Below are 14,805 nucleotides of genomic sequence, written 5' to 3' on the forward strand. Positions count from 1 at the left end.
TTTGTGAATTCACTTTTGTATTTAGCTGAATCATTTTCTTATTTGCCTCGGCAGCCTTCCGTACTCTACCGGGGGATAAAAATGTTTCTTTTAAAAATCTACAATTTTCATTTCAGATACCAATTGATTTCCATTGACCACCCCTTCTATGAACATCTGGGCTTGGTCCAGTCCTAAATTTGGGATTTTAAAGGAAACATTGCCCTGCCCATCCGTGCTCAAGTTGGGGTGCCAATCAATGGCGCCCAAACTTTTAAACACGGCGTCTTGGTAGCTATTAAATTTGGGTGTGTAGAACCGTTTTGGCCTGGAAAACGCCAAAGGAATAGCTACCTCATTGAACATTGGTGCTTTTTTTGAGGTTTTATAAGCAAGTTGTGGGTCGGTAAAAATTTTAATGATACCACCACCTCCCAGAATACCGCCGCCTAAGCCAGAACGATTAATTTCGATGTAATCAATAACATCCATACGCCACCTAGCCAAAACATTGTAGCTAGACAGTAGAATGTTGTCTAAATAAATGAGCGGTTGGTTATTGTTGGGGGAGTTAGGATTGATGGTTGCAATGTTGAACCGTCCGTCTGCCTCTGAAACATAAAAGCCAAATTGACTCAGGTAATCCCCTAAAAACATCCTGCGCCTATAATCATCTTCTTCAAAGGCAATAACTTGGCCCATAGACTTGTCCTTAAGTCTTTTAACGCGTTCTTTCCGTGGATTCTTTTGAACCATCACCTCATCCAACTCCGTAATTTTTTCAAACCCTTTAAATCCTTCGTAAATATCAGTGGCATTGGTGACTAGAAATTGATTGTTAATCTTACCGTTCGTCTTTCCATTAAACCTTAAAATGGGTATACTACTGGGTTTGAACCTTGCATATAATGGGACGCTCTTGGCCACTGCTTCCCCCCTTACTTCAGAAAATCGTAATAGCTCGTCTTGGTAGGGGTATAGCTGGTCTTGGGTAAATTCAGGTTCCTTTGCGGATACGGAGAAAGACTCAAAACTGTTGTTTTCCAATGGAGACAATAAGATTTCTGTATCCTCTTTTTTGTTTACTTGCCCTATTAGGGTAATGCCTTTTTCAAAATCAAAAAGATATTGGGGCGGTTTTGTGGTAATGGTATGCCAATCATAGCTGCTCCAGCCTTGGGTGATTAGCAAATTGTCTAATTGGAACTGTTTTTTTCTTGTAGTTTCCGTGAAGTAATATGGTGCGTCTTGCACATGGCCCCTCAAATAAGGATTTAGATGTAATTGCGATAGTATGTTCTGTGAACTGGCATAAGCTAACGTTTCTTTGGGTAAAACGGAAACGCTAAGCCTGGTAAGGGCGCTGGTCGTTAGCTTGCCCAAATGCAACTTTACTTGAATGGAGTCATTGGCATGGGTGATGCTGTAATCGTTACCAAGGCGGAATCGTTCCACGTCTTGGAAGTTAAAATAGAGCCTTTCCAGTAGAGGATTACCATTCTTGTCAAAAACGGTGATGATATTTAAGCCATCAAATAAATCCTCTTTCTTTAAGACCTTGATTTGTTTTGGATTGGAAGAGAAATCAATATCTATCATTTTAATGTCAAGACCGTTGTGAAGGGCCATCTGATATTTTTTTTGTTTGCTGCCTACTGAATTCAACACAATGCCAACTTCGTTTTTTAAATCCGTTAGTTGTAGGTTGATACCTGCTTTGTTAATGGTGCCTATACTTCGTTTAAATCGTTGTTCACCAATTTCAAATTCAGCGTAATAATTAACATTGTGCTTTGGAATAAGGATAAATCTCCCGATGCCAAATTGATCAAGCTCAAAACTACTGGCTTGGTGTCCCTCATCTGTAGTAATGATTCCCTTAAGGTTTTTTACCCCTAGGCCATTTTGATCCTTTATAATGACCCCAAAGGTATTGTCCACCCCAGCCAAAGCGTGTCCGCCTTCGGGTAAAAATTGCGCATCAACCTTAACACCCTTTGATTTTTCGACTATTTCTGGCTTATTAACATCAACAACCACGATTTCTTGGCTGTAACCATTGTTTTCTGAGAAATTGCGCATCCAATTGGTAAAGGCCTTAAACTTGTACTTACCCTGTACCATAGAACTGTCCACTGCAAAGCTACCATGCCCAAATCCGTCATTGATCAAAACCATTTTTTGTTTTACTACCTGGTTCTCTTCATTTACTAGCATGCAGTAAAGGTTGCGGGTCTCTTGGGAGAGTAATTTTGTTCCTTTTTCAAAGACATAGGCCTGAAAACCTATTTCTTCTTCTTTAAAAAATATGGTTTTGTTTAGATGGACAGAGACCACCTCCCTAGGTAATTCCGTATACGTCCCAAATGCTTCTATGATAGCATCATTTTGCGCAAATACTGGGATATTAACGAAATAGAATAAAGCGAGTATTGAAATAAAACCCTTTTTCATATCCATGGAATTTTTGTAAGAATTTACAATAAAACGGGATATTGTGCAATTGCTTTAACATCTGTTTGTGAATCAAAAGAATATTTCTTGGGCCAACCTAAAGGTGTTGGCATGCGCCTCTACAATAGTCTTGATATCAGGACTATACCCACCGCCCATACTACATTGCACTGGGAGTTTTGCGTCTTTGCAGCATTGTAGTACAAAACGGTCACGTTGATAGCAGCCCTCCATACTCATTGCAAGCGTTCCCAATTTATCCGTGGACAACACATCAACCCCACAGAGATAGAAAATAAAATCAGGTTGTACCTTGTTCATCAATCGGGGAAGGGTTTCTTTTAAAATGGTAAGGTAGGTGTTGTCGTTGGTACCTTTTTCTAAGGGAATGTCCAAATCCGAAGTTTCTTTTTTAAAAGGATAGTTGGCCGCCCCGTGCATGGAAAAGGTAAAAACGGATGGTTCGTTCCTAAAAATCTCTGCTGTTCCATTGCCTTGGTGTACATCCAAATCAACAATCAAGATGCTTTTGACCAATTCTTTCTCTAGCAAATAACGCGCGCCAATGGCTTGGTCATTGAGCATGCAGAAAGCTTCCCCACGGTCTGTAAAGGCGTGGTGTGTTCCTCCGGCAATATTCATGGCAATACCGTGCTCTAGGGCAAATGTGCAGCCGCTTACCGTGCCATCTGCTATGATTTGTTCGCGCTCTACCAATGCTTTGGATAAGGGAAACCCTATTTTACGGGCCAAGCTAGGTTTTAGCTGCAGATTTTTCAGTTCATGAAAATAAGATTCCTTATGCACGGCCAATATGGGTTCTTCACTAGGTATTTGCGGCTCAAAAAAATTATCCACATTACAGGTGCCTTCATACAGAAGTTGCTGTGGTAGAAGGTCATATTTTAACATGGGAAACCGATGTCCTGCGGGCAATGGATGCTTGTAAATGGGGTGAAAGGCAATTTTTAGCATGCCAGCCAAGATAGGGGATTTCACTTAATCCGAGAGCAGAAATGTCTTAAAGGTAGTTCCCCAGTCATTGTTGTTGGTATCATTGGGAAGGCCGTCATTGGTAAGTAGTGCATTTTGGTCCATGGTGTTTTTGTTCCAGAGCCAGGCCAACGCACCTACACGATTTACCTTGCAAGCCTCTAAAAAATTTGTGGCATTGCTTAATGGTGCCCCTTCGGTAATTACGCCAACCTCCCCAAAAATAATGGGAAGTTCCGCATCTTGTAAGGCCGTTAAACGTCTTGTGATACTGGCTTGGGTCGCGTTTTCATGCCATTTGCCATAGGCATGCAGATCAAATACTATTTGGGAATCATGCTCCAACAAATCCTTGCCTTTTTCTAACAACACCTGCTCTCCTTGACCTTGTTCATTTCCGGCAATTAGGATGATATTATCAAACCCCTCCACATTTCTAAGATTGTTGATCATTTCCACATGGTCTTTGTACCAAAGCTGGTGGGAGTAGTTATTGCCATTGCCAAAACTGTAGGGTTCGTTCCATACTTGCAGCCAAACATCGTCTTGACCTTTAAAGTAGTCAGCAATGGCGGCCATTTTTATCTTGTACGCTTCAAAGAAATCCTGCTCGGATGGGTTAAGTCCCGTAAATAATTGGCGCTCACCACTGTTGTCCACCCATCCGAACGGACAGAGAATTACGGTTCTTCCCTCACTGCGATGTTGTTTTACGATGTTATTAAGTGAATGTAAAAAGACTCCTCTACTATCTTGTATGGCAGGGCCCTCAATAGGCTGTTCCCTTAAATTACCAATGAATTCCCGGACTATCCCTATGTTCCAAGTCGCCATGAGGCCGCTGTTGTCTATACCAAAGGTATTCAGCGCATTTACGCCCTTTGGGGCAAAGGGCTTCCCATTTTTTAGCAATTGTCCGTCTTGCACCATATACCCCAGGGATTGGTTGCTGATTGCCTCATTAATTTCATCATCGTTTGCCCCACACCCCACTAGCATCAATAAAAGGACAATGTGCGCACAGCGCTTTAACCTATATGACATGGCTACTTAGTTTTATGGGATAACGTTCTCTCTGGTTTAAAATTTGAAGAGCGCCATCAATTTTTAGGAAACAGCTAGCTTTTCCCATCTAAGCGGGCCATTAAAAAGGAATATATGACGATTCTTTTTACATAGTGGTCCATTAGTGGCATACCCTAAAACAAATTGGGAATGTTTTTTATCCCAACGCTGTAATTACCTATGAATGGGTATTGTCTCCGTTGTGCAATGGCGCTACATTGCCACCTAAATACTCCCCCCTCCCCTAATGTTCACTTGTACTGGCGGTAGATGGCTACCGGCCAAGGTAATGCTGTATGTAAACCATTAAAACTATATAAAAATGAAAACCAAAATGATTTGGGCCTGTTGTTGCCTGTTTGTAGTACTATTAAGTTGTGGTAAGGATGAAACCCCTGTAGTAGATCCGGATACCAGTCAAGAAGAAGAACCAATCACGGAAGAACCGTCCGGACCAGAGGTGTTGACAGGTGTTTTTAAGGATGCTGAGGTAGAGGGCCTATCCTTTGAGACCGCTACCCAATCTGGCATTACCAATACCAATGGTGAGTTTACCTATGTCAGTGGGGAGGAGATTACCTTTAAAGTGGGAAACATTATACTTGGTAAAGCCATGGGGCAGGCACTGATTACCCCAATTACCTTGGCACAAAATGTGGATGCCAATGCCACTATAGCATCTAGGCTTGCCCAGAACATCGCGGCTTTTTTACAAACCTTGGATGCGGATGGGGATGAGTCCAATGGCATTAAGATCACCATGGATGCAGTAACTAACTTGGGCGTAACCTCAATAGATTTTAATGCGCCAATAGAAGCGGTATTGGCAGATATTGTTTTAAACGTTGCCCAAAATTCCAGTTTGGAACTTCAGGTGGTTTACCCAGCCCAGGCGGCCAACGCCATGGCCAGTTCATTGGGCATTACGTATGAGGCTCCGGAAAATTTGGTCATAACCCATTTGTTGCCCGCGTTAAAGACATATTTTGAAACCTGGGACGCCAATTATACCTCCTCTGTTGCCATGTATAGAACCACTTTTGATGGTCAGGGCAATTTGGTGGCACTGGACATCATCTCAAGATATTCCGGCAAGGTTTTTTACACCATGGACTTTAGCTCCTTTTTAGCAAACGGTCTTCCGGAAACTGGGCAAATCACGGAGTTTGCTTCCAATTCATTAGTGGGTGCCACACCACGTTTTGCCCAGTTTACCAATGCCATTTCATTTACCTATAACCAAGACGATCAGTTAGCCTCCTTAGGTTTTGTGGACGCCAATGGTTTTGCCTTCAATACCAATCAGTTTACCGCCCATGATGATGAAAACAGACCTTTGGAATACTATAGGGATTTGGCCGCTGACAATCCAGATAGGGATTTTACCATCTCCTGGAGCTTTACCTATGAAAATGGAGTGATCGCTACCGCTAGGCGCGTGTTTTTTGACCTACAGACTCTTGACGCCAACAATAGTTTTCAGTTTGTTTCTACCCGGAATTTTAGGTATGAATATGATGCTTCTGGTAAGGTCAGCAGAATTGACTATGATCGGGTTTTTCAAGACGATATCATAAGCGGTGGCGTACTAGAAACTTTCGTTACCGAGTCCTTGGTCACGGACGTTTTTACCTATGATGGAGACCAAAAATTGGTAGGTTATAGCACTAATGAAGAAGTAAACCCAAGTAATGGCGAACCCTATACGGCAACGCGCACCAGAACGTATGACGGTAATGAGCTCTTGGTGTCCGTCTCATACGCTGCCACCAATGGCCGTGAAAGTACGCAGAACTACCAAGAGGGAATCGCCACTACCTCAGAGGATTTTAACAATGGGTTATTGTCTTTTAGCAGCGAGTATTTTGCAGATGGCTCATTTGTCAACATATCCTATCAATATGATGCCAATGGCATATTGGCCTATAAAGAAACCAATGAGTATGGGCCCAGTGGTATTGAATTTAGGACCCAGGAGTTTTACTTTGATGGTGTTTTGGATTTTTATACCGAGGCTGAATTTGACCAAAATGGTTTTATTGCCACCATCACTTATTTTGATAGCCAAAATGTACCTTTCCAAATCAATAATTATACCTATGACTCCCTTGGAAGAACTGCCACTGTTGAGGTGTTGTTTGGTGATGGTAGCCCTTGGTTCAATGAAACTTGGGAATACGATTCCAATGGCTTTTTGTCTAGGGTGGTTCAGGTCTTGGTAGACGGGTTCACCAATATTTATTACTATGAAAACGGCCAGTTGGTACGTGGGGAGTTCTATGATGACAATGGCGTGCTATATGATACCATTGACTATACCAACAGTGGAAAAACTCCTGTTGGAAAAGCCTTGGGCAGAAGGATAAAGATGCCTACGACCCATCAGGCCGGTAAGCAAGGACGTACGGTATTGCCAACCCAAACCCCTTTGCTCCATAGAACCTCAAAGAAGGGTGCTTTGCAAACGGCAGCAGATTTGATTCCTAAAGCGACTTTATTTTTACAATAAGGTAATTGGTTATTTTAGTGTAAAAAGCAAATCCCTGGACCTGCGTCCGGGGATTTTTTTGATTTAAGGTTGTGAAAGCAGGAATCCGCCACTGCGTAAGCTTTTATACATTTTGGCAAATCAGGATTGGTGCAGCTTTAACTGTATCCGTTTTCTGGTGGTATCCACTTCCAGAACCTTTACAATAAGCTGTTGTTGCAAACGCACATGGGCGTTGACATCGCTTACGAAACCATCGGCCAAATTAGAAATATGGATAAGCCCGCTCTCCTTTATGCCAATATCCACAAAACAACCAAAATTGGTAATGTTGTTCACGATGCCAGGCAACAGTTGTCCGGGTCTAAGGTCTGTGATCGTGCTGATGTTTTGGTCAAAGGTGAAGACTTTTGCTCTTTCCCTGCTGTCTAGACCAGGTTTTTCCAGTTCCCTTAATATGTCTTTCAGCGTAGGTATCCCGATTGTATCGGTAGTATATTTTTTTAGGTCGATATTTTTTAAAAGGGCTGTATTGTTCAATAATTGGTTTACGGTAGTCTTTTGATCTGTTGCCATTTGTAGGACTATGGGGTAGCTTTCTGGGTGGACAGCGGAATCGTCCAAGGGATTTTCCCCATCTTTGATTCTTAGAAAACCGGCAGCTTGCTCAAAAGCTTTACTGCCAAGTCGGGCTACTTTTTTTATGGATTCCCTGTTTTTAAAGGCGCCGTGTTCATTGCGGTGCGCAACCATATGTTCTGCCAGTTTGGGGCCAATGCCAGAAACGTAGCTCAGCAGGGGAATACTTGCCGTATTAATGTTTACCCCAACAGCATTTACACAGCTTGCTACTACGGTATCTAGTGAAGTTTTTAATTTGGCTTGGTCCACATCGTGCTGATATTGCCCTACGCCAATGGACTTTGGGTCAATTTTCACCAGTTCTGCCAAAGGGTCCGCTAGGCGTCTGCCAATGGAAACAGCACCTCTTACGGTTACATCGTAATTGGGAAATTCTTCTCGTGCTATTTTTGATGCTGAGTAAACGGAAGCACCGGCCTCACTGACCACAAAAACCTCAGGGGGATTTTTAAAAGCGATTCGTTTAATGAGCCGTTCGGTTTCTCTTGATGCCGTTCCATTGCCAATGGCTATGGCCTCAATTTTATAAGCGTCTGCAAGGGAACTTATTTTTTTGATGGCTTCTGCAGATTTGTTCTGTGGGGCATGCGGATAAATGGTTTCGTTATGTTTTAAATCGCCCTGAGCATCTAAACAAACCACTTTACAACCCGTTCTAAATCCGGGGTCAATGGCCAAAATACGCTTTTCCCCCAATGGTGCACCAAGCAATAGTTGCCTTAGGTTTTTCGCAAATACCTGTATGGCGGTATCATCTGCTTTTTCCTTGGCAGCCTTTAAAACTTCATTGGATAATGCGGGCAGTAAAAGTCTTTTGTAAGCATCTTTTATGGCTAAGGCAATTTGTCCTGCACATGCGTTATTTGATGTAATGAGTTTGCGCTGTATGTTTTCCAGGGCGCGCTCATCATCAATTTCGATTTTGACTCTAACATACCCTTCTGCCTCCGCACGTTGTATGGCTAAAAACCGATGCGAAGGGCACTGGTTTAGCGGTTCGCTAAAGTCAAAATAATCCCTATATTTTTGAGCTTTTTCGCTGGTCCCTTGCTGATTGGAAGTAGCTTCTTTTTTAGCTTTTACCACCTTTGTGCTAATCATTGCGTAACGCTCCAGTTGTCTGCGTAATTGATTTCGAATACTACTACGTTCATTGATCCATTCGGCAATGATGTGGCGGGCCCCTTCCAAGGCATCATCTTCGTTTTCAATAGGATGATTCAAATATTTTGAAGCGATAAACTCAATGTCATCTGCCCGTTGTGCCATGATGATTTTTGCCAAGGGTTCCAACCCGTTATTTCGGGCGGTCTCCGCTTTGGTCTTCTTGTTTTTTTTATAGGGAAGGTAAACATCTTCCAAGCTGGTCATATCAGCGCAATTTTCAAACTTCGTTTTAAGTTCCGCTGTCAATAGTCCTTGTTCACCAACGGCCTTGATAATTGCTTTTTTGCGTTTTTCCAAGGTTTCAAACTCAGCCTTGAATTTTACAATAGCGCCAATTTGCACTTCATCCAAATCTCCTGTGCGTTCTTTTCGGTAGCGCGAAATAAAGGGCACTGTACAGTCTTCGTTTAAAAGGGCAACCGTATTTTCAACACTTTTTTGCGGGAGTTGGGTATGTTGGGTGATGTAGGGGATGAGGGTCATTGGCAGAGCACTTTAACTTATCGTCCCTCCATTACCAACCCCATTCTCATCCGGGTTCACAAATACCAATTTCCCCGCTTCATTTTCTGTCATCAAAATCATGCCCTCACTTTCAACACCGCGCAGCTTTCTTGGGGCTAGATTTACAAGCACGGTTACTTGTTTCCCTACAATTTCTGCTGGCGTAAAGCTTTCGGCGATGCCGGAAACAATGGTTCGGACATCAAGGCCCGTATCTACCTTAAGCACCAAAAGCTTGTTAGCTTTCGGCATTTTTTCCGCTTCAATAATAGTACCTACACGCATATCCAATTTAGAGAAATCTTCAAATGTGATGGTTTCTTTTTGTGGAGTCACTTCTTTGTCCATCTGCTCGTTACGTTTTTTGGTGGCTTCCAATTTTGCCAGTTGTGCTTCTATTTCTTTGTCTTCTATCTTACGGAACAATAGTTCGCTTTTATCAATGTTATGGCCTGAATGGAGTAACGTTTCTTTTTGGGAAACATCGTTCCAAGTGTTCTCGATACGATTCGCTTCTGGCGAATCACTCGAACTGACATTTAGAATGTGTTTTAACTTATTGGAAGTAAATGGTAGAAAAGGCTCGCTCAAAACTGCTAACGCAGTGGCTATTTGTAAAGCGACGAACATCACGGTTTTGGTGCGCTCTTCTTCTGTTTTAATGGTCTTCCACGGTTCTTCATCGGCCAAATATTTATTGCCCAAACGGGCCAAGTTCAACAATTCTTGGCTGGCTTCCCTAAAGCGGTAGCGTTCCAACGAGTCCGTTAGGGTCTGTGGATAGGTTCTTAAAGCTTCCAAAGTAGCGGTGTCCGTTGCATTGAATATTGAAGGCTCCGGAACCACGCCATCATAATACTTGTGGGTAAGCACGGTTACCCTGTTTATGAAATTGCCAAAAATGGCGACCAACTCGTTATTGTTTCTCGCCTGAAAATCCTTCCAAGTAAAATCATTATCCTTGGTTTCGGGTGCATTGGCCGTTAAAGTGTAACGCAATACGTCTTGCATATCCGGAAAATCCAACAAATACTCATGCAGCCAAACCGCCCAATTCTTTGAAGTGGATAATTTGTTGCCTTCCAGGTTCAGGAATTCATTGGCTGGTACGTTTTCTGGTAAAATGTAATCTCCGTGCGCTTTTAACATGCATGGAAAGATGATACAGTGAAAAACGATATTGTCCTTGCCAATAAAATGTAGCATTTTGGTATCGCTATCCTTCCAGTAAGGTTCCCAATCCTTGCCTTCCCGTTCTGCCCATTCTTTTGTGGAAGAGATGTACCCGATAGGGGCATCAAACCAGACATATAAGACTTTGCCTTCACCACCGTCAACCGGCACGGGGATCCCCCAATCCAGATCGCGGGTCACGGCCCTTGGCCGTAGCCCTTCATCTATCCAAGATTTGCATTGGCCGTAGACGTTGGGTTTCCAGTCGTTTTTATGGCCTTTAATGATCCATTCTTTCAAAAAACCCTCATAGCGGTCTAGCGGTAAAAACCAATGTTTGGTACTTTTTAACGTGGGTACGCCTCCGGTTATCGTTGATGTTGGATTGATGAGGTCTGTAGCGTTCAATGATGATCCGCAATTTTCACACTGGTCCCCGTATGCTGCTTCAAAACTGCATTTGGGACAGGTTCCCGTTACAAACCTGTCTGCCAAAAACTGGTCTGCCTCGGCATCGTACAATTGTTCAGTGACCTCTTCCATAAAGTCACCTTGTTGGTAAAGTTTTTTAAAGAATTCTGATGCGGTTTCATGATGCACTTTCGCAGAGGTTCGCGAGTAATTGTCAAATGAAATGCCAAATTCCTGAAAGGATTTTTTAATGATTCCGTGATACTTGTCAATGATATCTTGTGGGGAGACCCCCTCTTTTTTTGCCTTCATGGGGATGGCAAAACCATGTTCATCACTTCCGCAAATAAAAGCCACGTCATTACCCTGTAATCGCTGGTAACGCGCATAAATGTCCGCAGGGACGTAAACACCGGCCAAATGGCCTATATGGATTGGCCCGTTGGTGTATGGCAGTGCTGCGGTTAAGGTGTACCTGCGGGCCAAAGGCTTTCTTTTAAACGTTGCTTCTTGAGACATAGGTGTGCTTATTGAGGCCTCAAAAATACAAGAAATAGTCTGTTAACCGTCCATGACCATAAGGGATAAATAGGACCGGTAAAGCTTAAGGTTCCACTAAGGGGTATTGGATATAAAAAACCTCCAATTAGCGCGTCCCAAAATTGGGGTGGGGGCTGCGCCAACGGAGGTTTCCATTGGGGTATTTTATGGTGTTACATGATCATTACGGATTTGCTCATTTTCTGGTCACCCACCTGTATGCGGTAGATGTACTTACCGGTGGACAGGCTTCCACGAACACGTTCCCTGATGTTTATTTCCGCGGTACCTTCCAACATCATTTCGTTAAACACGGTACCGACGTTCTGTCCCAGAATATTGAATAATTGAATATCCACATGGGCGCTAAACGGCATTTCCAAATAGATATGCGGGTTACGTTCCGATGGATAATAGGGCTTATGTACCACTTCAAAGCCCATTTCCTCGCTAGCCACTTCACCTTCTTCGTCCCGTGGTGGGGTATCTGGTAAAGTAGGTGGATCGTTATCATAGGCAATATCATCAAAATCCACGCCGCTACAATTAAATCCTAAATCTACTGGCGTATACGGGGCGCTGGTATCAAAATACAAGTGTTCCACAACCTTGTCCATGGGTACGCAGAGCCATTCTCCCAAAACCGTGGCATACAGGTTCCTAAAGTCCATGGTGTATTCCAGGTTGCCACGTCCATTTGGGGCATCTAAAGAGGGGTGTTCCCCCACAAAGGCGCTTCCGTTTAATCCTGAGCCAAAGAAAAGGGTTGGGGCTGCCTTGCCGTGGTCCGTCCCGTTAGATCCATTCTCAAAAATCCGTCTTCCGAATTCAGAGAAGGTCATACTCAAAACTTTTTCATCCTGCTGTGTAAAGGCCAAATCTTCATAGAAGTTGTTCACTGCTATGGAAAGATTGGACATAAGACGTTGGTGCGCCTCTGGTTGATTTCCATGGGTGTCAAATCCGCCCATGGAAATCATGTAGACTTTGGTTCCCAAATTTCCTTTGATCAATCTAGCCAATAATGCCAATTGACGGGCAAAGCCATTGTCCTGGTATTCTACCTGGTTTTGTCCGCGCTCATAGGCCTCATTGATTTTCCCTGCGTATTCATAAGTGGTATTGGCCACACCTCGTAAAAAGCGCAGTTGGTCGCCGTACATACAGTCATCAAAAGGGGCGTTGGCAATGTCATAAAATTGGCCAGTGGCCGCAATTTCCTCTAACTGGTCAATGTTATTGGTCACAAAGGCATAATTGGTCTCTTCGCCTTGGAAAACAAGGTTAGAAATATTTCCAATCTGCACCGCTGCCGGTGCCTCTGGTGGATTAATCAAATAATCAGGGTAGAGATCTTCAAAATGTCTTCCCATCCAGCCTGTGTTAAGCCCGGTGAACCCGGTTGAGGTCAAATCTGTGTTGGCATAGATGTCAGAACCTGTAAAGTGGGAAAGGCTTTGGTTTTGGTAACCAACCCCATGTACGGCTTTAAACTGGCCATTGCCCCATAAAGGCTCAAGGGCGTCCATATAGGTAGGAATGCCAAAGTCATCCGTTAATTTTAGGATTTTACTTTCAGGGATGTAAATGTTGGGTCTTTGGTTGGCGTAGGTATCGTATTGTTGAATGGGTATTACCGTGCTTAAACCGTCATTACCTCCGTTAAGACGGATTAAAATAAGGATATTGTCCGTTTCCGCAGCTGCAATGGCAGAGGTTAGCGGTGATGGGCCAGAGGCGGAGAGCATATTGCTTCCCAATAGCATGGAGCCGGAGCCGGCAATGCCAAGGGCCTGTAAAAAAGACCTTCTGCTCCATTGTTTGTGTTCTAGATCATGGCCTTCATGTTCTAGGCCTTTAAAAGGATCTTTATCGTGATGGTTATGGGTATCGCACATAATTGTAGGTTATTTGAGTTGAAATTCAGGTTCTCTTACCAGATGTAACAGCAATAGGTATACTTGGGACGGGGTGTCTTCCAACATCATGTTCCAGCTACCGGTTTCATAAATATTGTTGTCTTCGTAGGGCTCTCTAAATACTACAATGGCCCTCTCATAATCCGCGTCTGTGAGTAGGCCTTTAGGTAGGAATTTGTCAATAATGGCCCGGGCCACCACATTAGGGTCGCTTTCCGCAGCACCGGCGGCCGCGATGCCCAACTGCCTAAACTGTTCCGTATTGGCAGCGAAAAATTGCTCTAAGAACACCTCCATGGTCAACCATCTACCTATAATGTAGTTGGTGTTTATCCATTGGCGGTCCCGTTGCCAGCCAGCAACATCCACTGGGTCAAAAACTTCCTGGCCAATCATGGAAGCTGCGTCTATGGCGTTTACCACGGTACCGTCCGTGTAGGCAAAATTACTTTCCTTAATAAAATTGAGATAAAGGTCCAACGGACTTTTGATGATGACCCCAATGGCGGTATCATCAAAAAAGTGCTCACTTTTTAACAGTTCTGCCAGTACCGGTGCAATTTCAAAATTATTGGCCAAAAATGTTGCGGCCATACCGTTGATGATGGGTTGTGCCTCGGCGGCCAACGCATCAGGGTGTACAAAGAACATGTATAATTTTTTACTGATGTAAAATGCAATCTGATCTGCACGTTGATCAAATAAAATATCGATGACGTCCTCATAACCCCAGTTGCCTGTTTGCCCCATAATGGTCTTGGGGTCGGTATCATGTCTTTCAGGATTAAAGGTAATCTTGGTACAGCCAACTTCTCCCCTGTTCACATAACCGGTGAGGGCCCTTGCTGCCTCAATAATGTCCTCTTCCGTATAGCCCACGCCTTCACCTAGGGTAAAGAGTTCGTATAGCTCACGTGCATAGTTTTCATTGGGTCTGTTACGATTGTTAAAGGCACCGTCCAGATAGCGGAGCATGGCACTGGTAAGGCCAATTTCGCTTACAAAGGTCTTAAAGTTGCCCAAGGCATTGCGCTGCAAACAGTTTACATATTCATACAAAAAGGAGTTACAGTCGTAAACCCCATATTCGGTCACAAAATGGTTGCTCCAGAAGAAACTCATCCGGTCCCGTAGATTATTGTTGAGTAACGCATTCCCATAGGCGGTATATAATTCTTCCCTTTGGGCACGCCGTAATTGGCGCCGTAGATCATCATCCTCTGGATAATTGGCATTGGTCCACTCGGACCATGCTGGTGGTGGAATCACCGGGGCATTTACCGCTTGGCCTACCAAGGTGTCTACCAATGCATTGGCAGATTGGCCAACACCTTGGTTGATGACATCAACAGAGGCGCTAAAGCCCAGTCTGCGGTACAAATGCCGTACTTTTGAAGCGTCTAATGGAGTGGTATACGGAGCTAGGGAACCCGTATTACAATTAACGAATGGTTGCATAATAGATTTGGG

The 14,805-nt window shown here is 43.6% G+C and carries 8 protein-coding genes; 1 reads left to right on the forward strand and 7 read right to left on the reverse strand.

All coding sequences use genetic code 11. The annotated features are described in order from the left end of the window. Positions 1–90: 90 nt before the first annotated feature. The 3 genes from I595_RS08630 to I595_RS08640 all read right to left on the reverse strand — a co-directional run bounded on the left by I595_RS08630 (position 91) and on the right by I595_RS08640 (position 4,470). Positions 91–2,433, reverse strand: coding sequence for a hypothetical protein (locus I595_RS08630; protein ID WP_157449702.1), 2,343 nt, complete (start codon positions 2,431–2,433; stop codon positions 91–93). Positions 2,434–2,505: 72 nt separating this feature from the next. Beyond that, positions 2,506–3,408, reverse strand: coding sequence for a histone deacetylase family protein (locus I595_RS08635; protein WP_054559124.1), 903 nt, complete (start codon positions 3,406–3,408; stop codon positions 2,506–2,508). Between the two features lie 24 nt (positions 3,409–3,432). Beyond that, complete coding sequence (locus I595_RS08640; RefSeq protein WP_245628253.1) at positions 3,433–4,470, reverse strand: cellulase family glycosylhydrolase; 1,038 nt, start codon at positions 4,468–4,470, stop codon at positions 3,433–3,435. A 343-nt stretch (positions 4,471–4,813) separates the two neighbouring features. On the opposite strand from I595_RS08640, the gene I595_RS08645 reads away from it, so the two are divergent. Beyond that, positions 4,814–7,000: an RHS repeat domain-containing protein gene (locus I595_RS08645; protein WP_054559014.1), complete on the forward strand. Its 2,187-nt coding sequence runs from the start codon at positions 4,814–4,816 to the stop codon at positions 6,998–7,000. A 120-nt stretch (positions 7,001–7,120) separates the two neighbouring features. Here I595_RS08645 and I595_RS08650 read toward each other — a convergent pair whose 3' ends face one another. From I595_RS08650 to I595_RS08665, 4 genes are all read right to left on the reverse strand, one after another. Then, the gene (locus I595_RS08650; RefSeq protein WP_054559015.1) at positions 7,121–9,271 is read right to left on the reverse strand and encodes a Tex family protein; all 2,151 of its coding nucleotides are present in this window, start codon (positions 9,269–9,271) and stop codon (positions 7,121–7,123) included. Positions 9,272–9,283: 12 nt separating this feature from the next. Further along, positions 9,284–11,395 carry a methionine--tRNA ligase gene (gene metG, locus I595_RS08655; RefSeq protein WP_054559016.1) on the reverse strand — a complete coding sequence of 704 codons (2,112 nt, stop codon included), beginning with the start codon at positions 11,393–11,395 and terminating at the stop codon, positions 9,284–9,286. Positions 11,396–11,589: 194 nt separating this feature from the next. Then, positions 11,590–13,314: a DUF1501 domain-containing protein gene (locus I595_RS08660; protein ID WP_054559017.1), complete on the reverse strand. Its 1,725-nt coding sequence runs from the start codon at positions 13,312–13,314 to the stop codon at positions 11,590–11,592. 9 nt (positions 13,315–13,323) lie between these two features. Then, on the reverse strand, positions 13,324–14,793 hold the full coding sequence (locus tag I595_RS08665; RefSeq protein WP_054559018.1) for a DUF1800 domain-containing protein: 1,470 nt from the start codon (positions 14,791–14,793) through the stop codon (positions 13,324–13,326). Positions 14,794–14,805 lie beyond the last annotated feature (12 nt).

It is taken from the genome of Croceitalea dokdonensis DOKDO 023 (genome assembly GCF_001306415.1).
In the GTDB taxonomy this organism is placed as follows: Bacteria; Bacteroidota; Bacteroidia; order Flavobacteriales; family Flavobacteriaceae; genus Croceitalea; species Croceitalea dokdonensis.

What these genes read in the sequence shown, in the direction of transcription:
- I595_RS08640 (WP_245628253.1), bottom strand. Translation starts at nt 4,470, where the DNA reads ATGTCATATAGGTTAAAGCGCTGTGCGCACATTGTCCTTTTATTGATG.
- I595_RS08660 (WP_054559017.1), bottom strand. Translation starts at nt 13,314, where the DNA reads ATGTGCGATACCCATAACCATCACGATAAAGATCCTTTTAAAGGCCTA.
- I595_RS08650 (WP_054559015.1), bottom strand. Translation starts at nt 9,271, where the DNA reads ATGACCCTCATCCCCTACATCACCCAACATACCCAACTCCCGCAAAAA.
- I595_RS08635 (WP_054559124.1), bottom strand. Translation starts at nt 3,408, where the DNA reads ATGCTAAAAATTGCCTTTCACCCCATTTACAAGCATCCATTGCCCGCA.
- I595_RS08630 (WP_157449702.1), bottom strand. Translation starts at nt 2,433, where the DNA reads ATGAAAAAGGGTTTTATTTCAATACTCGCTTTATTCTATTTCGTTAAT.
- I595_RS08645 (WP_054559014.1), top strand. Translation starts at nt 4,814, where the DNA reads ATGAAAACCAAAATGATTTGGGCCTGTTGTTGCCTGTTTGTAGTACTA.
- metG (WP_054559016.1), bottom strand. Translation starts at nt 11,395, where the DNA reads ATGTCTCAAGAAGCAACGTTTAAAAGAAAGCCTTTGGCCCGCAGGTAC.
- I595_RS08665 (WP_054559018.1), bottom strand. Translation starts at nt 14,793, where the DNA reads ATGCAACCATTCGTTAATTGTAATACGGGTTCCCTAGCTCCGTATACC.